The organism is Vibrio sp. PNB23_22_6, assembly GCF_052877535.1.
In genome coordinates this window covers 87,288-112,541 of the sequence record NZ_JBNFXP010000002.1, presented here as the reverse complement: position 1 = coordinate 112,541, position 25,254 = coordinate 87,288, and the positions used below count along the sequence as shown (strand labels likewise).

Annotated in this window: 24 protein-coding genes and 2 pseudogenes; 13 read left to right on the top strand and 13 right to left on the bottom strand. The window is 44.2% G+C overall.

Annotated features, from left to right (window positions below; all coding sequences use genetic code 11):
* Positions 1-73: 73 nt before the first annotated feature.
* Together ACVA54_RS02300 and ACVA54_RS02295 are read right to left on the bottom strand one after the other, a co-directional pair.
* A complete protein-coding gene (locus tag ACVA54_RS02300) occupies positions 74-1,048 on the bottom strand; it encodes a ParB/RepB/Spo0J family partition protein (protein WP_099078450.1) in 975 nt (324 codons plus the stop codon).
* 7 nt (positions 1,049-1,055) lie between these two features.
* Positions 1,056-2,273: an AAA family ATPase gene (locus ACVA54_RS02295; RefSeq protein WP_099078449.1), complete on the bottom strand. Its 1,218-nt coding sequence runs from the start codon at positions 2,271-2,273 to the stop codon at positions 1,056-1,058.
* Positions 2,274-3,500: 1,227 nt separating this feature from the next.
* Between ACVA54_RS02295 and ACVA54_RS02290 the strand changes: the two genes are divergently transcribed.
* On the top strand, positions 3,501-5,471 hold the full coding sequence (locus ACVA54_RS02290) for a replication initiator protein RctB domain-containing protein (RefSeq protein ID WP_099078448.1): 1,971 nt from the start codon (positions 3,501-3,503) through the stop codon (positions 5,469-5,471).
* A gap of 373 nt (positions 5,472-5,844) precedes the next feature.
* Here ACVA54_RS02290 and ACVA54_RS02285 read toward each other — a convergent pair whose 3' ends face one another.
* On the bottom strand, positions 5,845-6,312 hold the full coding sequence (locus tag ACVA54_RS02285; protein ID WP_099078447.1) for a transcriptional regulator: 468 nt from the start codon (positions 6,310-6,312) through the stop codon (positions 5,845-5,847).
* Positions 6,313-6,834: 522 nt separating this feature from the next.
* Here ACVA54_RS02285 and ACVA54_RS02280 point away from each other — a divergent pair.
* From ACVA54_RS02280 to ACVA54_RS02270, 3 genes are all read left to right on the top strand, one after another.
* Positions 6,835-7,032 (top strand): hypothetical protein, encoded by a 198-nt coding sequence (locus ACVA54_RS02280; RefSeq protein WP_119464160.1) that lies wholly within the window; start codon positions 6,835-6,837, stop codon positions 7,030-7,032.
* Between the two features lie 296 nt (positions 7,033-7,328).
* Positions 7,329-7,538, top strand: a complete 210-nt coding sequence (locus tag ACVA54_RS02275; RefSeq protein ID WP_099078445.1) for a DUF3283 family protein — start codon at positions 7,329-7,331, stop codon at positions 7,536-7,538.
* Between the two features lie 135 nt (positions 7,539-7,673).
* Positions 7,674-8,390, top strand: coding sequence for a YebC/PmpR family DNA-binding transcriptional regulator (locus ACVA54_RS02270; RefSeq protein ID WP_099078444.1), 717 nt, complete (start codon positions 7,674-7,676; stop codon positions 8,388-8,390).
* 83 nt (positions 8,391-8,473) lie between these two features.
* Here ACVA54_RS02270 and rodA read toward each other — a convergent pair whose 3' ends face one another.
* Entirely contained in the window at positions 8,474-9,556 is a 1,083-nt protein-coding gene (gene rodA, locus ACVA54_RS02265; RefSeq protein WP_099078443.1) for a rod shape-determining protein RodA, read from the bottom strand.
* A gap of 300 nt (positions 9,557-9,856) precedes the next feature.
* Positions 9,857-10,472 (bottom strand): annotated as a pseudogene (locus ACVA54_RS02260) (DUF2955 domain-containing protein); the annotation flags it as partial.
* Between ACVA54_RS02260 and ACVA54_RS02255 the strand changes: the two are divergent.
* A pseudogene (locus ACVA54_RS02255) lies at positions 10,443-10,807 on the top strand (LytR/AlgR family response regulator transcription factor); the annotation flags it as partial. The pseudogenes ACVA54_RS02260 and ACVA54_RS02255 overlap by 30 nt on opposite strands.
* Positions 10,808-10,950: 143 nt before the next feature.
* Here the strand turns inward: ACVA54_RS02255 and ACVA54_RS02250 are convergent.
* Together ACVA54_RS02250 and ACVA54_RS02245 are read right to left on the bottom strand one after the other, a co-directional pair.
* A complete protein-coding gene (locus ACVA54_RS02250) occupies positions 10,951-11,445 on the bottom strand; it encodes a peptidylprolyl isomerase (protein ID WP_099078442.1) in 495 nt (164 codons plus the stop codon).
* A 120-nt stretch (positions 11,446-11,565) separates the two neighbouring features.
* On the bottom strand, positions 11,566-11,955 hold the full coding sequence (locus ACVA54_RS02245) for a thiol-disulfide oxidoreductase DCC family protein (RefSeq protein WP_119464199.1): 390 nt from the start codon (positions 11,953-11,955) through the stop codon (positions 11,566-11,568).
* A 74-nt stretch (positions 11,956-12,029) separates the two neighbouring features.
* On the opposite strand from ACVA54_RS02245, the gene ACVA54_RS02240 reads away from it, so the two are divergent.
* Both ACVA54_RS02240 and gltS (ACVA54_RS02235) read left to right on the top strand, forming a co-directional pair.
* Complete coding sequence (locus tag ACVA54_RS02240; RefSeq protein WP_253252658.1) at positions 12,030-12,218, top strand: hypothetical protein; 189 nt, start codon at positions 12,030-12,032, stop codon at positions 12,216-12,218.
* A gap of 592 nt (positions 12,219-12,810) precedes the next feature.
* Positions 12,811-14,037, top strand: coding sequence for a sodium/glutamate symporter (gltS, locus tag ACVA54_RS02235; RefSeq protein WP_446608619.1), 1,227 nt, complete (start codon positions 12,811-12,813; stop codon positions 14,035-14,037).
* Between the two features lie 77 nt (positions 14,038-14,114).
* Here the strand turns inward: gltS (ACVA54_RS02235) and ACVA54_RS02230 are convergent, their stop codons facing one another.
* Together ACVA54_RS02230 and ACVA54_RS02225 are read right to left on the bottom strand one after the other, a co-directional pair.
* Complete coding sequence (locus ACVA54_RS02230) at positions 14,115-14,945, bottom strand: hypothetical protein (protein WP_446579246.1); 831 nt, start codon at positions 14,943-14,945, stop codon at positions 14,115-14,117.
* Positions 14,945-15,802 carry an ABC transporter ATP-binding protein gene (locus ACVA54_RS02225; RefSeq protein ID WP_099078440.1) on the bottom strand — a complete coding sequence of 286 codons (858 nt, stop codon included), beginning with the start codon at positions 15,800-15,802 and terminating at the stop codon, positions 14,945-14,947. Before ACVA54_RS02225 ends, ACVA54_RS02230 begins: the two co-directional genes overlap by 1 nt.
* A 539-nt stretch (positions 15,803-16,341) precedes the next feature.
* On the opposite strand from ACVA54_RS02225, the gene gltS (ACVA54_RS02220) reads away from it, so the two are divergent.
* The gene (gltS, locus tag ACVA54_RS02220; RefSeq protein WP_099078439.1) at positions 16,342-17,568 is read left to right on the top strand and encodes a sodium/glutamate symporter; all 1,227 of its coding nucleotides are present in this window, start codon (positions 16,342-16,344) and stop codon (positions 17,566-17,568) included.
* Between the two features lie 148 nt (positions 17,569-17,716).
* Complete coding sequence (locus ACVA54_RS02215) at positions 17,717-18,583, top strand: glycerol kinase (protein ID WP_099078438.1); 867 nt, start codon at positions 17,717-17,719, stop codon at positions 18,581-18,583.
* A 92-nt stretch (positions 18,584-18,675) separates the two neighbouring features.
* On the opposite strand, the gene nagB is transcribed toward ACVA54_RS02215, so the two are convergent.
* On the bottom strand, positions 18,676-19,476 hold the full coding sequence (gene nagB / locus ACVA54_RS02210) for a glucosamine-6-phosphate deaminase (protein ID WP_099078437.1): 801 nt from the start codon (positions 19,474-19,476) through the stop codon (positions 18,676-18,678).
* Positions 19,477-19,943: 467 nt separating this feature from the next.
* On the opposite strand from nagB, the gene ACVA54_RS02205 reads away from it, so the two are divergent.
* A complete protein-coding gene (locus ACVA54_RS02205) occupies positions 19,944-20,195 on the top strand; it encodes a DUF3081 domain-containing protein (RefSeq protein ID WP_099078436.1) in 252 nt (83 codons plus the stop codon).
* A 144-nt stretch (positions 20,196-20,339) separates the two neighbouring features.
* Here the strand turns inward: ACVA54_RS02205 and ACVA54_RS02200 are convergent, their stop codons facing one another.
* Complete coding sequence (locus ACVA54_RS02200; protein ID WP_099078435.1) at positions 20,340-20,693, bottom strand: DUF413 domain-containing protein; 354 nt, start codon at positions 20,691-20,693, stop codon at positions 20,340-20,342.
* Between the two features lie 148 nt (positions 20,694-20,841).
* Between ACVA54_RS02200 and ACVA54_RS02195 the strand changes: the two genes are divergently transcribed.
* Positions 20,842-21,735: a LysR family transcriptional regulator gene (locus ACVA54_RS02195; RefSeq protein WP_099078434.1), complete on the top strand. Its 894-nt coding sequence runs from the start codon at positions 20,842-20,844 to the stop codon at positions 21,733-21,735.
* A gap of 142 nt (positions 21,736-21,877) precedes the next feature.
* Here ACVA54_RS02195 and ACVA54_RS02190 read toward each other — a convergent pair whose 3' ends face one another.
* Complete coding sequence (locus ACVA54_RS02190; protein ID WP_099078433.1) at positions 21,878-22,573, bottom strand: pirin family protein; 696 nt, start codon at positions 22,571-22,573, stop codon at positions 21,878-21,880.
* 320 nt (positions 22,574-22,893) lie between these two features.
* Positions 22,894-23,097 carry a hypothetical protein gene (locus ACVA54_RS02185; protein WP_099078432.1) on the bottom strand — a complete coding sequence of 68 codons (204 nt, stop codon included), beginning with the start codon at positions 23,095-23,097 and terminating at the stop codon, positions 22,894-22,896.
* 203 nt (positions 23,098-23,300) lie between these two features.
* On the opposite strand from ACVA54_RS02185, the gene ACVA54_RS02180 reads away from it, so the two are divergent.
* Positions 23,301-24,668, top strand: a complete 1,368-nt coding sequence (locus ACVA54_RS02180) for a DNA-3-methyladenine glycosylase 2 family protein (protein ID WP_099078431.1) — start codon at positions 23,301-23,303, stop codon at positions 24,666-24,668.
* Entirely contained in the window at positions 24,665-25,147 is a 483-nt protein-coding gene (locus ACVA54_RS02175) for a methylated-DNA--[protein]-cysteine S-methyltransferase (protein ID WP_446642214.1), read from the top strand. Before ACVA54_RS02180 ends, ACVA54_RS02175 begins: the two co-directional genes overlap by 4 nt.
* The last annotated feature ends 107 nt before the right edge of the window (positions 25,148-25,254 follow it).

Below are 25,254 nucleotides of genomic sequence, written 5' to 3'. Positions count from 1 at the left end.
CCGTGATTCATCACAAGCGGGGAATTAAAAGACATAAAAAAACCGCCCTAGGGCGGTTATTAATAAAAACAATCTATTGCATTTTACTTTGTACAAACGCTAAGATTTCTTCGATCAAGCTGTCGTCGACTTTCTTAAGGTGCAATGCCAAATTACTGCCTTTACGACTGTAGCTTGCGCGGCCTTTAACTAGCTCAACCTTATCCGCCTTTTTGCTCGCTTTAGCTGGTGATAATTCTGCAATCCAACTTTCAAGGCTTTCGGTCACCTCTTTGGTCAAACGAGCCACACCTTGAGCGCTACTGCGTTGCCATAAGAACCCTTCAGAAGTACGACATTTATCAAGCAAATCTTGTTGATGTTCAGGTGCGAGCATCGAGAATTGTTTGTGCAGTTTTACAATTGTTGGACGACCAAGATCACCCACATTAGGGTAAGCTTGTAACAACTCACGAGGTAAAGATGCGGCTTTCAATGCACCACTGACCAAAGCTTCACTGCACTGGAACATCTTTGCCAGTGCTTTTTGGTCTTCCGCTTCGCCACTTTCTAGCTTAGCTTGCATCTCTTTGCCTTTCTCATAAAGCGAGAGTGGTTTGTGTGCATTCGCCACGTCAGAAAGAAATTTGGCATGGCTTGTATTGATACCTTCACCAACATAAACCAAGAAATCCTTTCCAGCCAAAATACATGACATACGACGACGACTACCGTCGAGAACTTCTATTTTTCCATCCGCTGTACGACGACCAACAGCAGGGTACTGTTGACCACGTTCTTTCAATGTCGCCAGGACATCCGAGAGAGCATGCTCATTCAAGAATGATTGTTCACGAGCATTCTCAGCAAAAACCGTCGTATCCGTTGCCACTTTATCTGCAGGAATACGGACCAGTTCAAACTGAACAGTACCCTCACCTGCAACAGCAAGTTCAATCACTTGCGCTTTGTCTTTTGCCGCGGTTTGCGCCTCTTGAGGTGTCGCGACACGACGCTTATTGGTTTTACCAAATAATTTTGCGTTTAATTCAGACGTTTTCAATGCCATTTACTAATTACCCTTGATTCAATGACGGCCAGTTAGAGTGCAATACCCTTTCAAGTTCAAGCGCGCTCTTATGAACCGCATCTTGTGCTGTCGCGAGCGTTTTCTTACCCCCTTCGAAATCACTTACCGTCAAATCAAAAACCGTACTGTAAGTGTCAGCACAAGTTTCAAATGCACGGCTACGAGGGATAGTGGCCATCATAACTTGGTCACCAAGAAGATAGTTCATTTCAGTTAAAACCGAAACTTGCTTCTTATTATCGTCTTCAAACATTGTCGGCATCAATCGAACGAATTCAAGACCATTCCAATCTTCAGGGAACATCTCGTAAACCGTTGGCAAGTGCTGGAAAAAGTTTACCGTTGAAGCCCAGTCAAGGCGTTTTGCCGCACATGGAATTAATAACGCGTTAGACGCGTACATCGCATTCCAAACCAATGGGTCAACGTGTGGACCAGTATCAATCATGATCACATCAAAATCATTGGAGATCTTGTCAATCAACTGCTCTTTTAGCAGACGCACGATGTCCAACGACGGGTCTTCTGACAACGTTTGCCACGCTTCTGCGTTAAACATAGCGTCTTCTGGAAAAGCAGAAATCGACTTCAAGTTCGGGTATTGCGTTGGTAACAATACATTTTTGTGTAGGAATTCTCGATCGATTTCCACACCGTCGGGTACGTTACCCAGCATAATATCAACTGCTGAGTAGATATTGTCATGCTCAGCCACACTAATTTGTGGGTTTAGGAATAAACGCAATGAACCTTGAGGATCAAGGTCAATCAAACAAATACGGTAGCGATTATCTAAGTTAAGCGCTAAACATGCCGCCAAATGCACCGCTGTCATCGATTTTCCCGTACCGCCCTTTTGGTTCTGTACGTTAATGATCCACGGTTTGTTATCCAAGTTTTTTTTACGCTCATGGAATTTTGGCACTTCCGCCGCATCCATTAGCATGTGAGCTTCTTCTAAAGTAATGGAATAATGGTTGGCATTATTCTTTGTAAATTGATGGCCTTCTGCTTCCATTTTACCGATAGCTTCATCCAGCTTACGGCGTGTTAAACCTGAGCGGGTTTCCATCATTGCTTTAGACATTGGTGGGAAGTAGTTGTCACTTCGCTCTTCCAAAACAATCTCAATACGGTCAGCTTGAACTTGTTGCGTCAGTTCCGCTAACTCCAGAAGATTTTCAATCGTTTTTTCTCTTTTCATGCCAAATTCCGTTGGAAAGATATCTGGGCTCAATTGTACAGCACAGCAATCAAAAAACAACAAAAAGGTGCACAAACATTTTGAACAACAATCACATAAAAAATAGTTACAAACTTCTATTTTATGTTTTAAATGTAAAAGCATGACGAATCTTAATCAAAAATCTTCGAGTAAGACATCGAAACTTTGAATGAAACAGAAATGTCACACTGTCACTTATTTACAATGTAAATAGGTCATATTCCCGGAACGATTATAACAGTGACCTAAATTACGGATAATGTGAAATGAACCTAATCTAACTTTAATGAAAGCAAAGTGACGCATGCATCGAACCTTGATCATGTGTCCAATGTGATTTACGTTAGAAAGCTCAATTTACAAGGGAAGAATGATCAAGGATTATTCATGATCATGCTTCCGATAGGTAGGTTAATTCGGAAAGCATGATCAAGGGACATACCGTCCAACCTACATCCAGACGCTATATTTGGTTGAGATCAATTTCTCGGAAAAATGATCAAGTGAATTTACACGCCGGAAGCATGATATTTATAAGACAACTTACGGTCGAATGCAGATAGACCGGGGGCTAAAGAGATAATGAAGAGAGAAAACACGGAACGATGGAAAAAGCGATCTCAAAGATGTGCAATACAACTATCATGATCATGCTTCCGTTCATTTGCTCATAATGCGTTATCAACAATGAAAGAACTGAAAAACGGCGAACTTTTCAACAATTGGATAATTTCCACTCGATTCGTTCAAACGAAAGATGAAATAGCATTCTCTTGATCATCGTTCCCGGTATAAAACACGCTTACACACAACGCAACGGGGTAGGTTCATTCCAATCAATGACGGAGTTCTGTGGATAAGTTGTATAAATGTCATGATCATCGTTTCGAACCTATTTTGATCATCTTTTCAGAGTTCCAATGATCATGCTTACGAGAGTTTATGATCATGCTTTCCTTATTGTGTTGATCATGGTTTCGATAAGCGTATGATCATAGTTCCGAAGCCAATAAAAAAATATCGCATAAAAACAATGAATTGCACACACAAATCCGTCCAGATCATTAGATCATATAATCAATTAAGATCAGATTAATCAAAAAGATCAGTTAATTAAAAACAAAGAATTTTTCTTTATTTATGATCTATTTTTCTTTATCCTTCGGAAACATAGCAAAACTACGGCTAGTGAGATCTGGATCTAAAATGAGCTCTGATGAAAAAGTTCTGATTAAAGCGCCTAGAAGCCATAAGGATGGGCACCTTTTTGAAATTCACGAATCTTCGACAGATTGGGTTGAGCAATACCAATATTTCAAAGGGGTAACTAAAAGTATCCTAGAGTTGCTTAATCTGATTTCACTTCGAGGCTTCAGTAGCAAAGATGGATTAGTGTCTACCACTGAAATTGTCGAAGCAACAGACGGTCAATTGACTCGTGCGGCACTTCAGCAACGTTTGCGAGCAGCTGTTAATATTGGGTTGTTTACGCAAACGCCAGTTCGTTTTGAGGAAGGTTTGGCTGGCAAAACGATGTTACATAAGTTTGTGAATCCGAATCAGCTTATCTCAGTCCTAGGAGCCACCAGCTTAGTGACAGAAAAAGTTCGGCAAAACGAGAAGCAAAAGCGCTCTAAAGCGTTAGCACAAACACAAGTCAATAAACGATTGTTGAATGAACATGGTTTAAATACCCCCCCAATGATGAAGGATGAAGCCGATCAATTTATCGTTTCACCAACCAATTGGGCAGGGATCATTGATCAAGCTCTCGCACCTCCTCGCACTCGCAAAAGCTACCAGAAATCTATGGTGTCGATCTCTGGCACCAAAGCGGTGATTGAAACTCGATCATCGAAAAACATCATGACGGTTGACGATCTAATGACCCTATTTGCGCTGTTCACGTTAACAGTGCAGTATCATGATCATCATAAAGATCAGTACCACATGGATGCTGCACACGTCCCCAATAAAACGCCGTTATATATCACCGATATTTTGTCCCTCCGCGGCAAGAAAGACAGTGGACCTGCGCGTGATTCAATTCGTGACAGTATTGATCGTATTGAATTTACCGATTTTCAATTGCATGAACTTACCGGTCGCTGGCTAAGTGAAAATATGCCAGAAGGCTTTAAAAGTGATCGTTTCCGTTTTATCGCACGAACCATTACAGCATCAGAAGAAGCCCCCGTTGAAGGCAGTGATGGTGAGATACGTATTAAACCAAATTTGTATATCTTGGTTTGGGAGCCATCGTTTTACGAAGAGTTACTGACTCGTGATTATTTCTTCTTGTTCCCGCCTGAAATTCTGAAACAGCATACTTTAGTGTTTCAGATGTACTCATTTTTCCGTAGTCGTATGGTGCGCAGACATACGGATTGTATGCTGCTGAGCGAGCTAAATCAGAAATTAGCGCGCAATATCGAATGGCGTCGTTTTTCAATGGATCTGATCCGTGAACTAAAACGCTTGTCCGATGGTAAAGGGACAGAAGATCTTTTTGTGGTGAATTTGTGGGGTTACCACCTCACAATTGAAACGATGATCGAGAACGGAAAAGTGGTGGATTACCAAATTGACATCAAATGTGATGTCGAAGAGGTACTTCGTTACTCCCGCGCGCGCACGACGAACGCTGGTAAACGTAACATGGCCCCTACGTTACCAAACCCACTTCGTAATGAGATGGTAACGAGACAACAACTAGAAGAACTCTCAGGTATCATTGATGGTGAATTTGAGCCTATTCAGCGCAAAGCACCATCTCCACGCGGTAATTTGGGTCGTCGTGTGAAGCAGAAAAAACATTTAGTAGAGATCAACGCTGATGAGATCACGATTACTCTCTCTAAATACACCTCTCCAGAGGCTCTAGAACGCAGCGTAATGGCTTTATCAGCAATGACAGGGCATTCCTATGCCTCGATCAAAGAAGAGTGTTCTGAGTTCATTGAGAAGCTTGATTGGTTAAGAGTTGGAGAAGAGCCACTACCATACGAAACATTGAGTAAAACGGTAGAGCTGTTTAACAATCAAAACGACGTGAAACATTTGACCATAGAACGTTTGATTGCAGGGTTAGCCGTTCGACGGAAAGTATGTCGCCAGATTTTTGATGGTCATATGGACGAGATGGTATTAAGAGCACTTGATGAGATGGCCATTTAATATGAATTTTTTGGATGTTTATTGAGCAATAAACGTGACGAATTGATTCAGAATGTAACAATGAATTGCACTGATGGAAATCAGACTTAACTCTAACAAATCAATGACATTATGGGTTGGGGCTCGGATTAATATTTATCCCGAATAGACAACCTTTTTGTCCTTTCTGATGATTAGATAGATTGGCTCATATTGTTACATTCATTCTGAATAGACTTCGCGAGTTTCTCCTCAAGAAACTCGCTTTTTTTTATCTGAATTTTGGCACTTAGAGCCACGAGAGCAACAAATTTTCACCACGTTGACAAACCAAATCATTTGCCGATCAAGCCAGTATTACGAGGTTATATTTTATCTTGATCATTTTTCCGGGCTAATGACGTAATCTTAGATCATTTTTCCAAGCTTCATTCCAGTTCATTGCACGCATCAAAGCCACATGTGACTCGATCATCTTATTAGCATGTTGCTGCCACTTAGTTTGATCATTTTGTTGATTGCAAAACTCTAGCGCTAATACAGTTAAGTGTTGCAAACGCTTTAAGCACCAATCTTTAATATGTAGATCAGTCATTGATTGGCAAGCGGTTTGTTCAAGTTTAGCGCTCGCATACAGCAGGCTTTGATAAGCTTTTTGCTGGTCTTGATATCGAGCGTGTTGAAACACTCGGAGATAACCATCTAACCAACATGCGATTGCTTTGCTCTGTTGATCGGTAAGATCTGGCCCAAATACAGACTCCGGTGCTTGAGATAAGATCGTTTCTAATCTTTCAACTTGATCATGCTTCCTATTTTCGTACCAACTTGAAATGAGATCTTGCCAGCTTTTCAATTCCATTGTGTTACCTCAGTCGTTTGTTTTACCGAGTGGTTTATCCAATGTGATCCGCTTTTAGGCGAGTCTTTAAAAGAGTTTGGCTCATTTTGAGCAAAGTTTCCAAATGGGCTATGAAACATTGGCATGAGTGCTATGACGGTGGACGCTAAGTAGAGTTTGGCTTAGTTGACTGATGAGTAAGTGAGTTCAGTTACTGTTTGTCGTGTAGGTAAGCGTAAGCTTGTTAGGAAGGTTAACTGATGTGAGTGAGAGAATGGCAAGAAGCGTTGAACGTGAGCAGCTGTAAAAGGCATTGTTTGCTGTTGATAATAAGCAAAATGAGAGCTAGATCGGCTCACTTTTGATAGGGGAATCTTTCAAATTTAATCGTTAAGAATGCTTTTGGCAAAAGTTAAATGATGAATTTATTAACGACTTGATGAAAGGTCGGGAGTGGTCACATTTCCCCACAATTTTGCTTACCTCCGCATTTTGGGTTTGCTATAGATTACTCATCGAAAACATGGTGTGTTCGGAGGAAATATGTCCATTAATTCTATCGACCATGACGAGATGACCCACATCGCTCACAAATGGGAATTACCGGAAGAAGAAACCAATGTGAAGCCAGAGAAAATAGTGAAGTCAGCTGAAGCGAGAAGACGCATTGAAGCGCTACGTGAGATCCGTGAAAGCGGGTTGAGCATTGAAGAAGCAAGGGAACTTGGTCTGATCCACTAACTCTTACACAGGGGTATTTAGAACCATGGGGTAGTCATAGGACTGCCCTTTTCATTTTCTGACGTCTCCCTCGATTCATGTGGGAATACGCTCATGCTGCAAGGGGGAGACAAGTCCGATTTTCGCAATGATGCGTGAACGCTAAACTGGATAAATTCACCTACAAACACCAATAAATCTCCCCATCAAGAAGAAAGCGACTGGAATTTGATCAATATAAGTGTGTTTCACTTCTGCAAAGTTAAGTCCGTGTGTTATAGTACTCGACTAGTATTTAAAGTACCTTGAGGCTGTAAATGTCGTTCAACCTTTCCCTATTACCGCCTGACGAGAAGAACAGAATCGAACTTGATAAACAAGCATCGTTTCTGGTTTGGAAGCTCAGAGAGGCCAAATCTGGCCCTGAGGCGATAGAAGAACAGTTGTCTAAGATTTACGACGCTGATGAAAAAGCATTTTTTCAACAGTCAGTCGAGAAGTACAAACGAGTAATGGGTGTCGCGTAAAGCGGATCGTGGCTCTGGTGTGAACCACAGCGGCGAATGAGGTTGCCTCCCCATTCCTTTGCAGGGCGAAATGGAAACAGTTTCGCTTTTTGCTAAAATCCTTCGCATTAAAATTAAATTTAGAGAGACATCCCGATGGGAAGAAGTTTTGAAGTGCGCAAAGCCTCTATGGCGAAAACTGCAGGCGCAAAAATTAAAGTTTATTCCAAATACGGTAAAGAAATTTACATGTGCGCGAAAAACGGTGGCGGTGATCCAGACATGAACTTGGCTCTGAAGCACCTGATCACTAAAGCGAAAAAAGACCAAGTACCTGCACACGTTATCGAAAAAGCGATCGATAAAGCGAACGGCGGTGGCGGTGAAGATTACGCACCTGCACGTTACGAAGGTTTTGGCCCTGGTGGCACAAGTGTGATTGTTGACTGTCTAACAGACAACGGTAACCGTACTTTCCAAGACGTTCGCCAATGTTTTGTTAAAACAGGTGCGAAAATTGGGGTTGAAGGTTCAGTTTCTCACATGTTCGACCACCAAGCAGTGTTCCAGTTCAAAGGCGAAGATGATGAAATCATCCTAGAAACGCTAATGATGGAAGATGTGGATGTAACAGACGTTGAACTAGAAGACGGCGTGATCACGGTATTTGCACCGCACACTGAGTTCTTCAAAACGAAAACTGCACTTAATGCGGCATTCCCAGATCTAACGATCGATGTTGAAGAAATTACATTCGTTCCTCAAACTCATACGCCAGTGGCGGGTGAAGACGCTGAGAAATTCCAGAAGTTCCTAGACCTTCTAGATGACTGTGACGACGTTCAACAGGTATACCACAACGGCGAACTATAATTTGATTCTCCAGTTGTAAAAAAGGCTTCCCTCGGGAAGCCTTTTTTGATCGTGTTACTTGTCTTCTCTGTTGTGACTCGCGTTTAGGTGTTGCGGTATTTGGAGTAACACAGCGACATGATCACGCCAAAACAGATACCTTGAGTCAACATGGCGGTACCACCATAACTGAAGAATGGCAGTGGGCTACCCATTACCGGTAGTAAGCCGCTGACCATGCCTGTATTGATGAATGCGTACAGGAAGAAGCTCATCGCCAGTGCGCCACTCACAAGGCGACCAAAGAAGTGCTCAGATTGGCACGCCAGCAGCATCACCCGCGCGGTAATGAACAAGTACAGTGCTAACAACACCGTACAGCCAATAAAGCCCCATTCTTCTGCATAGGTTGAAAAAATGAAATCAGTATGGCTTTCTGGAATAAAGCCTAATGTGCCTTGGGTGGCGTTCATCCAGCCTTTGCCTTTCAGTCCGCCAGAACCAATCGCAATCAGTGACTGAATGATTTGGTAGCCCGAACCAAGGGGATCGGATTCTGGATTTAAGAACTGAGTAACACGGCTTTTTTGATACGACTCCATGACAAAGAACCACAGAATAGGTACTAGAGTCAGAATAGTGACTACAAAGCCACCAATGATCTTCCAGCTCATCCCTGCGAAGAACAAAACAAACAGCGCATAGATTACTGTGAATATCGCACCATCTAAGTCGGGTTGCAGGGCTATCAAGCCCGAAGGAATCAAGGTGATCAATAAGCACAGAGCGATTTTGCGAACATCGGGTCGCCCGCCTTCAATGTGTAGCATCCACGCGATCATGATGGGGATGGACAGTTTGATCAGCTCTGAAGGTTGGAAACGGAAGAATCCGATATCAAGCCAGCGCTGAGAGCCATTGGTGCTGTCACCAAACAACGCAACGGCGAGCAATAAAGCCACCGCCACAAGGTATAGATACGGGGCAGAACGCTGGTAAGTGCTCGCTGGAATCGATGACATTACTAAAATACACATGAGTGTGAGTGCGCAACGTGCAAGATGTTTAAAGAGCATTGCTTCGCTAAAACCACTGGCACTCCAGAGAGTGAGTGAACTGAGAAGCATGAGCGGAATGATCGCCAGTAATAATGGCAAATCAATCCTAGGAAAGAAACGCTTGTTCATTTTCTATAACCTAATAACGCCCATGTGCGAGGCGAAAATAACAGAACTCTGCGAGTTCAAACTAATCCAATGCTAAGAATCCAATTCGGAAGTAACAGACACGACGCAAAGGTGTGTAAAGGGGAGGGGGCGGCACCGTCTGTTTGGATAAGCTGACTAGGAAAGTCGTGGACGGATAAATACACCAGCCTTACGTTTTTCGCCACACTTTTTATAACAAGGATGTGTATTTTATTCTCTTAAGGCTTAAGAGAGAGGAGGATTACCAAGAGTACAACGCTGCACTCTTGGCTTGGGGGATTATTTTGTGGAGCTGAATACAGGTTTATGTGTGAGGTGATGTAAGGCATACAAGATGAACAGCGTTACAGAAAGCTCCCAAGCACGCAGGACGGTACTTTCTAAACCAAGGTCACTACTCGTCATATCAATATGAATAGGAAGCATGGCACCAAACAGAACGTTGCAGAGATGATGTCCACAATCATCAAGAACGCCTCACCAAGACCAATCAACGCCAATGAGATCGCTCGGCTTTCAAACGTGACTGGTTCTTCCTTAAATACTGGTGGCTTGCCTTCACGTTCAACAGGGAACAAAGTCACCATGGTGATGTGCTGAGCAAATACCACAATCAGGATCCAGTTAAAGGTTGGCATTAGCATCTGGCCTTTTTTTAGCCGGGGTGGTTGCTCGGCAGCGCATAAAGTCGAATAAGTACAGACTAATGGCCAAACCACAAATGGATGCAGTAAAACACTTCGGTTACCACCAACGCCGCGATCGCTGCCAGTAACGCTGGCAGCAAGGTACGAATCAGACCAAACCAAGAGTCGTCTTTGTTCTTTGTCATGATGATGGTTGGATACAGCGTCAGATAAACTGGAGAATCGAAGCTCCACAAACGCCGCAATACCCTCAGTGGATCAAAGCGACGCAAGGGGAAGACATTCATCTGATCGCCACATCTGACGTGTTGTACTTCAAAGCAGAAGAAAAATTCGTTTTCGTGTATGCCCAACAAGGACAAGGCAAAGTGCAGGAGTATTTGATTCGCACATCGTTGAAAGAGTTGATAGGGCAGCTTAACCCCGAACAGTTCCGGCCAGTGCACCGTTCAAGCGCGGTGTAAGTGTATAAAAAAGTAAAAAGTAAAAAGTAAACAAAGACTTTAGTGGAAGAATGTTTGTGCACGTTGGAGAAACTAAGCTCTCTGTGAGCCGTGCATCTCAACGTTTGTTTAAAGGGATGCAATCACTAGAGCTGCTCACGCTTTACACTGTAAACTCGCAGCTCATTTGCTTCAGCAACTAAAACAAAAAGCGCTTAAGTCATAAGACGTTAGGCGCTTTTATCGATTTATAGTGACGATGTCTCCGAAGAGGCGAATGTGCTTATTCGCTGATCGTCACTTTCTCAATAATGATTGGATCGCATGGCACATCATCGTGACCAAGTTTAGAGGTCGTTTTCACTTTCGCGATGCGTTTTACGACATCCATACCCGCGGTCACTTTGCCAAACACCGCGTAACCCCAGCCTAGATTGGTGGTTGCTGTGTGATCTAGGAAATCATTGTCTTCTAGGTTAATGAAGAACTGTGCCGTTGCAGAGTGCGGTGCGTCAGTACGTGCCATTGCGATGGTGCCAACAAGGTTCTTTAGACCACGGTTTGCTTCATTCGCGATTGGCGCACGCGTTGGCTTTTCTGCCATATCTTCAGTGTGACCGCCGCCTTGGATCATGAAGCCGTCGATAACGCGATGGAAAATGGTGCCGTCGTAGAAGCCATCTTCACAGTATTTTTTGAAGTTCTTTGAGCTAACTGGCGCTCGTTCTAGATTCAGTTCAATCTCGATGTCACCGAAATTGGTGGTCATGATAATCATCTTTTTTGCCCTTATGGGTGCTAAGTTGGCGGCATTATAACTAAGTCGTTTGAGGATAGCAGAAATAAAAACAGCAACGTTTTGGCGTCGCTGTCTTTTACGGTTTCGAAGTTATGTCGATCATTTGCGAGAACAAACACCATTGCTACAACGAGAGGTGCCCGTTAACCAATATGAGACTCGGTAGCGGTTATTGGCGAACTTGAGGTAAAGCCAGTCTGCAGCAGGTTTGAAAATTCGCCAACGTAGCGGGGCATATAACCAACCCTGACCAACCAATTGCCATGCGCGATAGGTGACATCCAGCCCAAACAACAGTTCACCTTTCTCGTTGAGAGCATGCAAGATGTTGTTGGCTTGCTCGGGATCGATTTGCGGATAATCGGCGAACGTTTCACTGTAGATGTCGACGGTTTTGATTTGCTGCTTGGCATCGCGTTGTTTTAGCGCTTTCATCTCTTTGGCGCATAAGGGACAAGTGCCATCGTAAAATACAGTCAGTTTGGTCATGGTTGAGCTCATCGTTGGTTGTTCTTTTCTTTTTTACGCGATTATTTTTCTTTTAGTTCATTGTCTTGCAAGTAATGCGGCCAATTATCGCGGATGTTGCCATCATTGAATTGGAAGAGTTCTTTGCTATTGCGCCAGTAACCCCTGTCAATTTCATCGAGCAAGGTACCATTGATAAACGGTTCCTCCCACAAATCTACACTTGGGATGAAGCCAAGTTTGAGTCGCTTCGCGTTTTTATCTGTAGCAATGATATTGGGTAGTTGATCATTGCTAGAGCAAACTATGAAAGTGGCGAATATCACTGAAATGAGGAAAATTTTCAGCGATATGTTATAATCTCGCTCCGTTGTAATGATAACACTTGTTGCAAGCTTGATGATTTCCCTGGATTTGGCTCGTTTTAATCACCATGAGTCAGAGTACTACGATGGGAACAAGCAAACCCAGATGCTAGAGCGCCATGTTAGGCACTCTATGCGTTATGACGGGAAGAAACGTTGCTCAATAGTCATTATGATCACTTTCTGTTTAAGTCAGGGAGCCCGATAGCGGTTCAGAAAAGTGTCACTCGGACATACTCACAACACGATACCCATCGCGACGTACCATCATTTTTGTCGATGCTAAGGGCATAGAAGGAGCTGAATAGGCTCCTTTTACATTTTAGGGCTTGCGGATAGCGCGTAAATCAGAACATCGCTTAACGACCGTCCCTGGAACTAGCCTAAGGCGCATTAACACAACCTTTTGAGTATTTTCGTAGAAATATAGCGAGAAAATTTGCTATTGAACTAAGGTTAAACTAACACTCAATCATTACGGAGGATGAAGAGAACAATAATAAGAGGCGATATGAATCATTTAATATCTGTGGGCGCACTGGAGTCCTTTTTGGTTGCAATCAGTGTGCTTTTCCTAGGGCATTTCATTAATGCCAAGCTACCGATCTTAAAGAAGTTCAACATACCTGAGCCGATTGTAGGTGGCTTGCTTGTTGCCTGTATCATTACTGCTCTTCATTTCAACGGTATCGACTTACAGTTCGACTTGCCGTTACAAAATACATTCATGCTGATGTTCTTCGCGACGGTCGGTTTGGCAGCAAATTACACTCAGTTAATGAAAGGTGGCGCGAAGGTTTTCATTTTCTTAGCCGTTGCCTCGTTCTACGTTATTATTCAAAACGGTGTCGGTGTGTCATTGGCTGCGGCACTGGGGTTGGATCCTCTGATGGGGCTGATCGCGGGTTCGATTACGCTATCGGGTGGTCACGGTACAGGGGCGGCGTGGTCACAGACTTTCCAAGATGTGTATGGACTTCATAATGTGTTGGAAATCGCCATGGCATCGGCTACCTTTGGTTTGATCATGGGCGGTATCATCGGTAGTCCGGTGGCACAGCGTCTTGTAGAAAAAAATAATCTTGAATCGGAATATGGTCGCGGCTCTAAGACTCACGAGAAATTTCCAGAATTGGTGACGTACAACGAGTACGAAGAAGATAAAGTTACCGCTAAAAAAGTGGTCGAGAAATTGTTCTTCCTATTGATTTGTGTCACTGGCGCTAAGTACGTAGAGCAGTGGGTGAGCACATTCGAGATCCAATGGTTGATGATCCCTGATTTCGTGTATGCGTTATTCATTGGTGTGATCATTACAAACTTCTTGGAAGTCACCAAGATTCGTAGTCTGGATGCAGAAACCGTTGATATGTTAGGTACGGTATCGCTGTCTTTGTTCCTAGCGATGGCATTGATGAGTCTAAAACTGTGGAACATCTTTGACTTGGCGATCCCATTCTTGGTGATTCTTGGCATACAGTCGGTGATTCTGGCAATCTTCACTTACTACGTCACCTTCAAGGTGATGGGCAGCAACTATGACGCAGCGGTGATCGCTGGTGGTCATTGTGGTTTTGGTTTGGGTGCGACGCCAACGGCGGTCATGAATATGGGCTCTATCGTTAACCGCTTCGGTCCTTCACCACAGGCGTTTATGGTGGTGCCGATTGTTGGAGCGTTCTTTATCGACATCGTCAACTTAATCATTCTACAGGGTTATATTTCATTCCTTGGGTAGACTGAGACCAACCTAAAAAAACGGCTACAACACAAGTTGTGGCCGTTTTTTTTAGATTATCCCCAGCTTAGGTTAAATCACCGAACGGTCCGGCTAAACTTGAGGTTGGCGGTCCAAGCTAACATACCCAAAAAAGCATAAATGCCGATATTCGTCCATCCCGCCTCTTGGATGGTCGCCAATGGATGCGGCGCAATGATCGCGTACAAAGGGAGATAGAACATTTCAGAGAAGAACTGATCTAAGCCATGGTAACCAAATAGAGCAATGGGCATCCAACGTAAGGTGTAAATTGCGATGAGCATGATCACTAGTGGCGAGTTTACTTTCTGAGAAATGGCCATTGCGGTTAATGCAAACGGTAACAGCAGAATGCCAGCCAGCGTCATACGCAGAAGAAATTCAACCCAATTCAACCACACATCACTCAACGATGCTTGATGGAATAGTGATGTTAACTGGTGCTCAGTGGAGAACTTCAATAACCACAGCATGAAATCAGCGGTAAAGACCAAGGTGGAACAGACTAACGGGATCACCAGTAAACCAAACGTTAGCTTCACTAGATGAGTTTTAATATCGCTGACTGGCATGCTACGCCAGAACATGATGCTGCCCTCTGAACGCTCTTTATGTAGGGTTCTCGGGAAGTATTGAGTGCCAAGCAGGATGGATATCAGACCCACCACGCCCGCGATGAGTCGGTTAATGTCATCGCCGAGGGCTATGCTGAACTCATCTGCGTCACCACTAAAGCTCATTTGAAAAAAGAGGTTGTGCTGCAGGGGAGTGTTGTTCATGACGCCAACAAACAGTAATAGGCTACAGACAAACATAAACAGAGGTACACGCCAGACGAGAGGGTTTTCTAACCACTCTTTACGTAACATGGCGACAGTAGAGCGCATCATGATACTTCCTTCTGTAAGGCTAAAAATAGATCCGCTAACTTAACGTCACGAATTTCGCCAAGTCTTTCCGCTTGTTCGGCATACTTTGAAGATAACAGCCATTTGGTGGCACCGAGGCATTTTTGTGAAGAGAGTGGCTGCATCGCTTCAATTTGTGCGCGGTGTTCATCGCGCGCTTCCACAATGAGGTAATCTTCACTTATCGTATTCATCGACGATTGTAGGATCGTACGTCCTTGCTTAAGTATCAGCACGTCTGTTAGCAGATGCTCAATCTCCGATACTTCATGACTGGTGATGATCAATATGCGCTCGCCACCTTGGATCCATTCCGATAAGTGGCGATAAAACGTATCACGATAGACTAAGTCCAAACCCAGGGTAGGTTCATCCAGAATGAGAATTTGTGTGTTGGTGGCAATCACTAACGCGAGATGCAGTTGTACCTTCATACCTTTCGACAGCGCTTTAATACGAGTCCGTGACTTGATATTGGTTTCACGTAAAAGCGCATCGGCTTTATGGCGATTGAAACCTGAGTGGACACCTTCGGTATAGCTGAACAGTTGTGCGACCGTCATCCAATCTGGCAATACACTGACATCTGATATGTACGATAAGTTTTGCATTACCTTATCGCGCTGCATAATAGGCTCATACCCGTTGATTCGAATGGTACCTTGATATTCGAGCGCTCCCAGCAGGGCATTGATTAAGGTCGATTTACCAGCACCATTGTGACCAAGAAGCCCTAGTACCTGGCCTGCTCGCAATTCAAAACTGACATCTTGCAGCGTTTCACCTTGCTGCCGATATTGCTTGGAGACATGTTTTACACTGACTAGTGCACTCATTAGAGACCTTTAAATAGTTGAGTGGTTGGATGAATTTGTTGAGTGACGAGTACGTCAGGCCCTGTTTCTACTCTACTCGTTTATTATCTACAAGTAGATCATAGCTTTTACGTCCTAAAGGCACTTTAGTTTTTTGTCTGACGTGATCATTTTGTTGTACGTACTCTTCTTGATTAAGGGAAAAAGGCTTTCGATCTTACTTGGGGATAATCGTTTGTATTCGGCGAAACAGAAGAAAGTTGTGACGTCAATTCCGGGTTTTAGCGGCGCTGTGTCTTGTATGAAGACCACCTCTTCTCATCGGTTGAGAAGCGATGCTTTCTTAATCATTTTATTATCGAAGATTGATGCTTTGTGCTTATTTATCACTGGGTGAGAATTTGCATCAAGTCATGTTAGTGCATTTCTTATTTGTTGAGAATTCAATGATTCTTTACGGTAGCCAACAGAATATTCAATAGGCACTCTGACCTGCCTAAATGCCGCTCAAATGATGAGTTGTTACTCATCGGATGAGAAAAAGGAAGCAAAGAGGTTTTATGAATCAGGTCATTTCTGTCGGCCCACAAGAGTCGTTTCTTGTCGCAATCTGTGTGTTGTTCTTGGGTCAGTTTATCAACACCAAATTGCCAATTTTGAGAAAGTTCAATATTCCCGAACCCATCGTTGGTGGATTGATTGTCGCTTGCGCGATCACGATGATGCATTTTAATGGTGTCGATTTGGTTTTTGACCTGCCATTGCAAAATACGTTCATGTTGATGTTCTTTGCAACGGTTGGTTTGGCTGCGAACTATACGCAGTTAATCAAAGGCGGCGCGAAGGTATTTATCTTCTTAGCGATCGCTTCAGTTTACATCCTTATCCAAAATGCGGTAGGCGTGTCTTTGGCGACCGCATTGGGGTTAGATCCCCTAATGGGTTTAATGGCTGGTTCTATCACGCTCTCTGGTGGCCATGGTACGGGCGCGGCATGGTCGCAAACCTTTCAGGACATGTATGGTTTACACAACGTGCTTGAAGTCGCCATGGCATCTGCGACGTTTGGTTTAGTCGTTGGCGGTATTATTGGTAGCCCAGTAGCGCAGCGTTTGATTGAAAAGCGCAACCTTGAGTCGGCATATGGTCACACCAACCAAACGCATGAACGTTTCCCGGAGTTGGTGACGTACAACGAGCACGAAGAAGACCGTGTGACTGCAAAAAAAGTGGTCGAGGGACTCTCAATCATTTTGTTGTGTGTGACGGGGGCTGGTTACGTTGGCGATTGGGTAGGCTCGCTAGGTATTAAATGGCTGACCATCCCCGATTTCGTTTATGCATTGTTTATTGGCGTCGTGATCACCAATACTATGGAAGTGACCAAAGTGCGCAAAGTGGACGTAGAGACCGTGGATATTCTGGGTACCGTTTCTTTGTCACTGTTCTTAGCGATGGCGTTGATGAGCTTGAAGTTGTGGAATATCTTTGACCTTGCGATTCCGTTCTTGATCATCTTGGCGGTTCAGTCGGTGATTCTCGCAGTATTCGCTTATTACGTGACATTCCGTGTGATGGGTAGCAACTATGACGCAGCGGTGATCGCGAGTGGACACTGTGGCTTTGGCTTGGGTGCTACGCCAACGGCGGTAATGAACATGGGGTCGATCGTCAACCGTTTTGGCCCGTCGCCACAAGCATTCATGGTGGTGCCAATTGTCGGGGCGTTCTTTATCGACATCGTGAATCTAGTGATTCTGCAAGGTTGTATCTCTTTCATCAAATAAACATCCTGCACTTACATAAAAAGCCAGTCGTCACCGACTGGCTTTTTTTGTGGCCTCTTGGCAATCTATTCTATTGTTGCTTCAAGCAATGAAATCAATGCGTTAATATCAAGATTGACACCATCAACAGCTGCAGGAGGCATGAATCGTGTCTGAAAAAGTATCGACATCGGCATTAGCAAAAATGCGTAAGATAGAAGTGAAGCTGTTGTTTGCCGATCTGAAACGTGCTGGTTACCTTGTTCGCCAAGGTGACAAATGGACTTTGACCGAAGAGGGCGCCAAGTTCGGCGGCGAGTATGTCGATCACCCTAAATTTGGACAGTTCATCGTCTGGCCGATCAACTTGCACATAGAACTTGCCATCTCCTCTGGTAAAACCTACAGCGCGACACAACTTGGTGACAAACTAAATCTTAATGCGAAGCGAATGAATCAATTACTGAGCGAATTAGGGTGGATTAGCAAATCTGAAGAGGGATGGATTCTGACAGAGGCTGGAATACGCGCTGGAGGGCAACAGAGAGCCGATAAAGCGTCACAGAACACCTTTGTTGTGTGGCATGATGTTGTATTACGTAACAAGCGATTGAAGCAGTCTGTGGTGGAGTTTTTAGGTCAAGATGCGGAGTCCCATGCTACCGATAAGTCCTATTCCAGCTTTCGTCAAAAATTTGAAGCCAAGCACCGCACTTTGGATGGTCACTATGTGCGTTCCAAAGGTGAGTTACTGATCGACAACTGGTTGTATCTGGCGGGTGTGGTGCACGCTTATGAACGTCAGTTGCCGATTGACCAAGATGTGACGAGTGACTTCTATTTGCCCAGTGGCAAAGTTTACTTGCAGTTTTGGGGCAGCGATACGGGCGAGATGTCCGAAGCTGAGCGAGAGAAGATCCGCGTGGTTTATGAGCAGCACTATTTTAACCTGATTGAGGTTGAATCGAGTGAATTAGACAAGTTGGATGAGGTGTTGCCGAAACGTTTACGCTTGTTTGGTATTCAAGCTTATTAGCTTTTCATTTTAACCCTGCCCAGAAACGAAAAAACCCGTGAATGTTCACGGGTTTTGTATTTTTAGCGCTTATCTCAGTGTAACCCTAGGGATTAGAAACCTTTGATATTTTCCGCTTCTAGCTCAGAGAAGTACTTAACAGTTTTCACTTTTAGCTCTTGTTGTGATGGCTCGTCACAAACGATTACCGCTTTAGGGTGAAGTTGAAGTGCAGAAACCGTCCATAGGTGGTTTACACAACCCTCTACTGCTGCTTCTAGAGCAAGCGCTTTGTTGTGACCAGTTACTAGGATCATCACTTCTTCAGCGTCTAGTAGCGTGCCAACACCGATAGTTAGTGCGTATTTAGGAACTTGGTTGATGTCGCCATCGAAGAAGCGAGAGTTCGCGATACGAGTGTCTTCCGTTAGTGTCTTGATGCGAGTGCGTGAAGACAGAGAAGATGCTGGTTCGTTGAATGCGATATGACCGTCGTTACCCACGCCGCCCATGAATAGGTTGATCTTGCCGTATGACTTGATTTTATCTTCGTAGCGTTGGCATTCCGCTTCGTGATTTTCAGCATTACCATCCAGTAGGTTGATGTTTGCTTCTTGGATGTTCACATGGTTGAAGAAGTTGTTGTACATGAAAGAGCGGTATGACTCTGGGTGATCTGCAGGAATACCGATGTACTCATCCATGTTGAAAGTCACAACGTGCTCGAAGCTTACTTCGCCAGCTTGGTAAAGTTCGATCAGTGCTTTGTAAGTTGCTAGAGGAGTGCCACCAGTAGGTAGACCCAGAACGAACGGACGCTCAGCTGTTGGTTTGAAATCGTTGATGCGCTTAGCGATGTGTGCTGCTGCCCACTTGCCAACTTGTGCTGCTTGAGCTAACGGGATAAGTCTCATTTTGTGCCCCTAGTTATTGGAATTTAAGATGTTTTGAAACATTAATTCGCATTATAAAATAAGTGGTAAGGAACTGCTATTGTTTTAGGTCAAAAATTTGCTTTTTCTTTAACCAGTGCGGTTTTTGTCAGCAGTTTTGACGTTTGCCTATGTTTTATGTTCTATGCGATTGCGCCATGAGGTCGTTGGCGAATAGGTAAAATTTAGGCCTTGAATTAAGTTTCTTCAAGTCGCCTTAAGGTGTGTAGTTCAGCTCGAATGATGCCGCTTGCGGGAGTGACTTGTAGAACTCGTAGCCCTAAATCAAAAATCGTATTTGAAGAATTGATTTTTTTGCTGAGAACACCGCAACAAGTGCAGAATCTAAAAGGGGAGTTTGTAAAGTATGATCTCGCGCATAGCACAACATGGCGTGGCGTTATTTCCTTAACCATACTTAGGTTGTGTAGACTGTTGAGGGGCTTGCAATGAAAAATGAAATAGATCCGGCTAAAGTGCTACAGGCTTATGAATGTGTGATGAATAACGGTAGTCCGACTGAATTTGGCAAAATTTACGAAGGAATCGAAGCGTTTTCTGATTATGATGGTTATAACGTGTTTCTACGAGGTAATGGGGTGGAATTGAAGATCGGGTTTCATAATACTTACCGTTTGGAATACGACCAAGAGCATTTGAAAGAGAGCTTTCTGAAAAAAGTAGCGATGCTGACTAAGTAGCATCGAGAGTTTTGTGGGATACAAATAGAAAAAGCCCTTAAGGGAGACTCCTTCGGGCTTTTTGAGAAGAACTGTTTTTACGTCATTCTTTATAGTGAATGATTCTTCGGTCAAGCTAAATTAGCTGAGGCGGGTTTTATTCTTTTAATCGTCTTCAGCCAATGTCTCTTCTGCATAGTCGTCAGTCGCTTCAGGTTTGGTACGGCCATTAAGCGTATGGAATCTCTTGCGACCACGAGCAAGTTGGGTGTATTTCAACCAAGTACGCTCTATTTTCGTTTTTGCTTTGCCTGGGTTTTCGAGAACTTTAACGAAGTGTTTCTCTTCGTTATTCTCTGGTGATAGCTCGCCAGACTCCAAGCCGAGCATAGTATCCCCATAAATTGTTAGGATTTCCTCTTCTGAAAGAGTAAAATCGCCAGACTTTGCAAAGCCGCGTGGGAATTTGACGTTGTCGTAAAAACGTTTTTTGCCATGACGAAATTCAGTGTCAGACATATCAACAGCCTCTGTAACCGTTATTGATGAATGTGGTGAATTACGGCAAAAATTAGGCTCAAAGTAAAAAAAAGAAAAACAAAATTTTTTTGTCGTCACGATTTTAATTAATTGTTAATCTGGTTTTATATTAACCAGGAGATGGTTTATGGATGTAAAGGTCTTTCGAACATTTTTAGAGTTGGCAAAGGTTCGGCACTTCGGACGAGCTGCTGAAAACTTATATATTACGCAAGCGGCAGTGAGCGCTCGAATCAAACAACTGGAAAGTTATTTTGATACACAGTTGTTTATTCGTGATCGAAATAACATTAAATTGACCTCTGCAGGTGAGCGTTTAATTAATTATGCGGAGGTTATGGTCACCACATTGCAGCAAGCCAAACTTGAATTGTCGCTAGAGGACGGTAAGGCCTTACAGCTGACCATGGGCGGTACGCCAAATATTTGGGATGCGTATTTGCAAAACTGTTTAAGCGTTGTCACGGATTCATTTGGCGGTTACGGTTTTATGGCCGAGGTGATGGGGCGTGAGATGCTAAGTCGTAGTTTGCTTGAGCGTACACTCGATATGGCGTTTGCTTTTGACCAAATTAAAGCGGATGAGCTGAACTGTAAAAAAGTTGCTGATGTGGTATTGGTTTTAGTGTCCACTCAGGCAGATTCGATTGAAACGGTATTTGAAAAGAAATACGTTTATGTCGATTGGGGCACACGCTTTGCGTCAGAGCACGCAGAACGCCATCCGAAGATCCCTGCGCCCTACCTACGCACTTCGACCGCTCGTATTGCTCTCGATTTCGTATTAGAGAAAGGCGGTAGCGCTTACCTACCAGCATCACTTGTAGAGCCGTTTATTATAAACGGTCAGCTTCATAAGGTGACGGGTGTTGACAACTGGTGTCGACCTATCTATTTAAGCTACCGTAAAGCGAGCTCGTCGGTAGAGGCGATTAAACAGGTCGAAGACATCGTAAAAGAAATTGATCCGTTGACCGCTTACAGCTTGCAGCAAATCGCAGAATTGCCAGTAGACGAATAGTGCTGGTTATGTGGCGCAAAAAAATCATAAAAGCCCTTTAGTGTTTTGCGAGAGGGCTTTCTGTATTGATGCTATATACCCAAGTCATTCTTGCTGAACCAAGCATCTCGAGTTTACTTGGGTATATCCACTAAATCAAAAGTTACGGCAAGTCAAAGACCAGTGCAGTGGCAGGCCAAGCAGAATCATTGCGAAACGTCACCATATCTTGCTTTTCAACTTTAGCGCCATCTCCGCCCGACAATGAGGTATTGTCGATTTCCAGTTCTCCTTCGACTTGATGTACATATAGATTTCTTCCGGATTGGATGCTAACGCTGAGCTGCGAGTGCGGTGGTAGAATTAATTGGTGCAAACTTGCATCTTGTTTGATGCGCAGACTATCGCCTTCTCCAGTGGGCGTCACAATGCTGGTGAGCCCTGACTTACGACTAAAATTCTTTTGCTGATAGCTAGGCCTATTGCCAAATGTGTTTGGCTCAATCCAAATCTGTAAAAAACGTAGCGTGCTAGTATTTGACGCGTTGTACTCGCTATGATAAATCCCTGTGCCAGCCGACATCAGTTGGAATTCACCTGCGGATAGTGTTTGAACGTTACCCTCACTGTCTTTGTGCGCAATCTCCCCTTCCAGTACATAGCTGATGATTTCCATATCCTGATGACCGTGTGTATCGAACCCGGCGTTAGGTTGTACGATGTCATCATTAATCACTCGCAATGCAGAAAAACCCATATGCTGTGGATCGTAATAGTTGCCGAAAGAGAATGTGTGTTTGCTGTTTAGCCAGCCATAACTCGCACGACCTCGGTCATCGGCGTGCCTTACTGTAATCATAATCGTCTCCTCGCCTCAGTTTGGCGCAATCTCATGGTTCCGTTAGCGGAGAGTAAGGACTCCCTTGTTATTCTAATCAGTGTAGGAGGGGCTGACGTAAGAAAACATCGTCGCTATTCGATGTTCTCATTCAAAAAACTCGAACACGTTACTTATGTCGGCGCTCGGTTAGCCCGGCACGCTAGAGGAATGCGGTGCAATAAATCCATGGTTTGGAAGAGATTGATTGTTTGGTGGTGTGAGTACTTGGCATCATGTTTTGATGAAAAAGAACGCCGCGAACGGCGCCCGTTGATATTCAACTGATGGAACTGGGAGGCTTAAAGGTTCATTAAGCTTTCAAGCGAAGCCTCTACGCAGTTGTAGTGGTAAGTTCTGATCTTCTCACCATCCGTTGTGTTGATTTGAATCTCTGAAATTTCCTTATCAGAGTCGCGCTCAATGATTCCTATCGAGTGCTCTACCGATTTGCTAGTAATCACCTTTTGATTTTTTAGTACAATGACGCAAGTGTGTAAGTCCATGCCAATTCCTTTTAGCTGACGTTGTTGTGTTATTCTGATTCTAAATTTAGTGCACAGATTCACTAATGCAAAAATTTCTCAATATTGATTTCCGAAAATGGCTAACTTGCTTTAACGGTACGTTCTAAAATCAAGTCATGTCTACTCAGCCAATGGAAGGGCTAAGTTCATCAACAACAGAATGCATTCGCTAGGGTTGCACTATGTTTATTCATCCTCATACATCGCTGACCTTTGCACAGTGCCAAAAGGCGCGTATGGCCCGTGATCGTCGTTTTGACGGTTGCTTCTACGTTGCGGTCAAAACCACGGGAATCTTCTGTCGCCCAATTTGTCCAGCCAATTTGCCTAAAGAAGAGAATGTGGAGTATTTCACAGATAAAACGCAGGCTCTTAAGGCTGGTTACCGTCCGTGTTTGCGTTGTCGGCCAGACAGTGCGCCGGGATCTTGGGCGTGGAAAGGGGTTGAAACCACTTTTCAACGGGCGATCAATATGATCGATAGCGGTGAGTTGCATCAACAATCGCTGGCAAACCTAGCGGGTCGGCTTGGCATATCAGATCGATATTTACGCATGTTATTCGAGCAATATCTTGGCCTGTCACCGAAGCAATACGCGCAATACCAACAATTGATGTTTGCTAAGCAACTGTTGCACTCGAGTTCGATGTCAGTGGCAGATGTTGGTTTTGCTGCGGGGTTTCATAGTACGCGCCGCTTTAATGATGCCTTTAAAAAGATCCTCAAACTGACACCTTCTCAGGTGAAGCGCAAAAAGTTGGGTGGGGTAGGGACGAACCGGATCGCGTTACCGTATCGAGGTGAGTTGAACTGGCCGCACATGCTGGATTTTTATCGCCTACGTGCCATAGAAGGCGTGGAGTTAGTGACGGGTGATTGTTATCAAAGAACCTTGCAGCTCGGCGGTGGGAAGGCATGGTTGCAAATGTCTCAAAGGGAAGGTTACCTTGAGATGGTGTTTGAAATCGAGGAGGTATCTAAACTGCAAAATCTCGTGTCTGGTGTACGACGAATGTTCGATTTGGATGTGGACATATATAGTGTGGAGCAACACCTAGATTACATAGCCCCAGGTCTGGTTACCACCCGAGGTCTTCGTATTCCGGGGGTATGGAGTGCTTGGGAAGCGGGCGTGCGAGCGATTTTGGGTCAGCAGGTGTCGGTGAAAGCGGCCATAAGCCAACTTAATTTGCTGGTGGCAACGTTAAGTGATGGCGAATCGTTCCGTTATTTCCCGACACCCACCGCAATCGCAAAGGCGGATATGAGTTTTTTACGTATGCCGCAAAGTCGAAAGGACACGCTGACACGCTTTGCTCATTTTGTTCAGAGTCACCCTGACGCTGATCCGCAGCAGTGGCTTGAGTTGAAAGGTATTGGACCTTGGACGGTCAGTTATGCGCAGTTGCGTGGCCAGTCTCAGCCGGATTGTTTTTTAGATAAAGACTTAGTGGTCAAGAAAGCCATGCCGTATTATCCCTCATTGAACGCCCACACCGCTTCACCTTGGGGAAGTTACGCCACGTTTCATTTATGGAATCAATCATGAAATCACGTTATACGATAATGCCAAGCCCGTTAGGCATGGTGACCATTCAAGCGAATGGCCAAGGTTTGTTGGGGATCTGGTTTGAAACCTGTACCACCAAGCCAGACAGCCTAGGGGAGCGCGACGATCAATGCCCAGTATTAAGCCTAACCAGGACTCAGTTGGATGAGTATTTTTCTGGCCTGCGTAATGAATTTGATTTGCCATTAGCCGCGACAGGAACAGAGTTTCAGACTCAAGTTTGGCATGCGCTCACGACGATACCTTATGGTGAAACGTGGAGTTACCAGGACTTAGCTAATGCGATCGGCAATTCGAAAGCGGTGCGTGCGGTAGGGCTTGCCAATGGCAAGAATCCCATCTCGATTGTGGTGCCGTGCCATCGTGTGATTGGTAAAAGTGGCAAGCTTACTGGTTATGCGGGTGGGGTTGAGCGCAAACAACGTTTATTAGCTTTAGAGCAAGGCACACCGCTTTAAGTGAAGCGATTCTCAGAATTCAGCAAGGTTTACCGTATTTGTCTAAATTTTATGTAGGGTGGGAGCCATCTATAAACACAGCAATCCAGAGTAATCAATAGGGATAA

Bases quoted from the DNA above. Each gene is read 5' to 3' on its own strand.
- ACVA54_RS02300 (WP_099078450.1), bottom strand. From the start codon at position 1,048: ATGGCATTGAAAACGTCTGAATTAAACGCAAAATTATTTGGTAAAACC.
- ACVA54_RS02295 (WP_099078449.1), bottom strand. From the start codon at position 2,273: ATGAAAAGAGAAAAAACGATTGAAAATCTTCTGGAGTTAGCGGAACTG.
- ACVA54_RS02290 (WP_099078448.1), top strand. From the start codon at position 3,501: ATGAGCTCTGATGAAAAAGTTCTGATTAAAGCGCCTAGAAGCCATAAG.
- ACVA54_RS02285 (WP_099078447.1), bottom strand. From the start codon at position 6,312: ATGGAATTGAAAAGCTGGCAAGATCTCATTTCAAGTTGGTACGAAAAT.
- ACVA54_RS02280 (WP_119464160.1), top strand. From the start codon at position 6,835: ATGTCCATTAATTCTATCGACCATGACGAGATGACCCACATCGCTCAC.
- ACVA54_RS02275 (WP_099078445.1), top strand. From the start codon at position 7,329: ATGTCGTTCAACCTTTCCCTATTACCGCCTGACGAGAAGAACAGAATC.
- ACVA54_RS02270 (WP_099078444.1), top strand. From the start codon at position 7,674: ATGGGAAGAAGTTTTGAAGTGCGCAAAGCCTCTATGGCGAAAACTGCA.
- rodA (WP_099078443.1), bottom strand. From the start codon at position 9,556: ATGAACAAGCGTTTCTTTCCTAGGATTGATTTGCCATTATTACTGGCG.
- ACVA54_RS02250 (WP_099078442.1), bottom strand. From the start codon at position 11,445: ATGATTATCATGACCACCAATTTCGGTGACATCGAGATTGAACTGAAT.
- ACVA54_RS02245 (WP_119464199.1), bottom strand. From the start codon at position 11,955: ATGACCAAACTGACTGTATTTTACGATGGCACTTGTCCCTTATGCGCC.
- ACVA54_RS02240 (WP_253252658.1), top strand. From the start codon at position 12,030: ATGCGGCCAATTATCGCGGATGTTGCCATCATTGAATTGGAAGAGTTC.
- gltS (WP_446608619.1), top strand. From the start codon at position 12,811: ATGAATCATTTAATATCTGTGGGCGCACTGGAGTCCTTTTTGGTTGCA.
- ACVA54_RS02230 (WP_446579246.1), bottom strand. From the start codon at position 14,945: ATGCGCTCTACTGTCGCCATGTTACGTAAAGAGTGGTTAGAAAACCCT.
- ACVA54_RS02225 (WP_099078440.1), bottom strand. From the start codon at position 15,802: ATGAGTGCACTAGTCAGTGTAAAACATGTCTCCAAGCAATATCGGCAG.
- gltS (WP_099078439.1), top strand. From the start codon at position 16,342: ATGAATCAGGTCATTTCTGTCGGCCCACAAGAGTCGTTTCTTGTCGCA.
- nagB (WP_099078437.1), bottom strand. From the start codon at position 19,476: ATGAGACTTATCCCGTTAGCTCAAGCAGCACAAGTTGGCAAGTGGGCA.
- ACVA54_RS02205 (WP_099078436.1), top strand. From the start codon at position 19,944: ATGAAAAATGAAATAGATCCGGCTAAAGTGCTACAGGCTTATGAATGT.
- ACVA54_RS02200 (WP_099078435.1), bottom strand. From the start codon at position 20,693: ATGTCTGACACTGAATTTCGTCATGGCAAAAAACGTTTTTACGACAAC.
- ACVA54_RS02195 (WP_099078434.1), top strand. From the start codon at position 20,842: ATGGATGTAAAGGTCTTTCGAACATTTTTAGAGTTGGCAAAGGTTCGG.
- ACVA54_RS02190 (WP_099078433.1), bottom strand. From the start codon at position 22,573: ATGATTACAGTAAGGCACGCCGATGACCGAGGTCGTGCGAGTTATGGC.
- ACVA54_RS02185 (WP_099078432.1), bottom strand. From the start codon at position 23,097: ATGGACTTACACACTTGCGTCATTGTACTAAAAAATCAAAAGGTGATT.
- ACVA54_RS02180 (WP_099078431.1), top strand. From the start codon at position 23,301: ATGTTTATTCATCCTCATACATCGCTGACCTTTGCACAGTGCCAAAAG.
- ACVA54_RS02175 (WP_446642214.1), top strand. From the start codon at position 24,665: ATGAAATCACGTTATACGATAATGCCAAGCCCGTTAGGCATGGTGACC.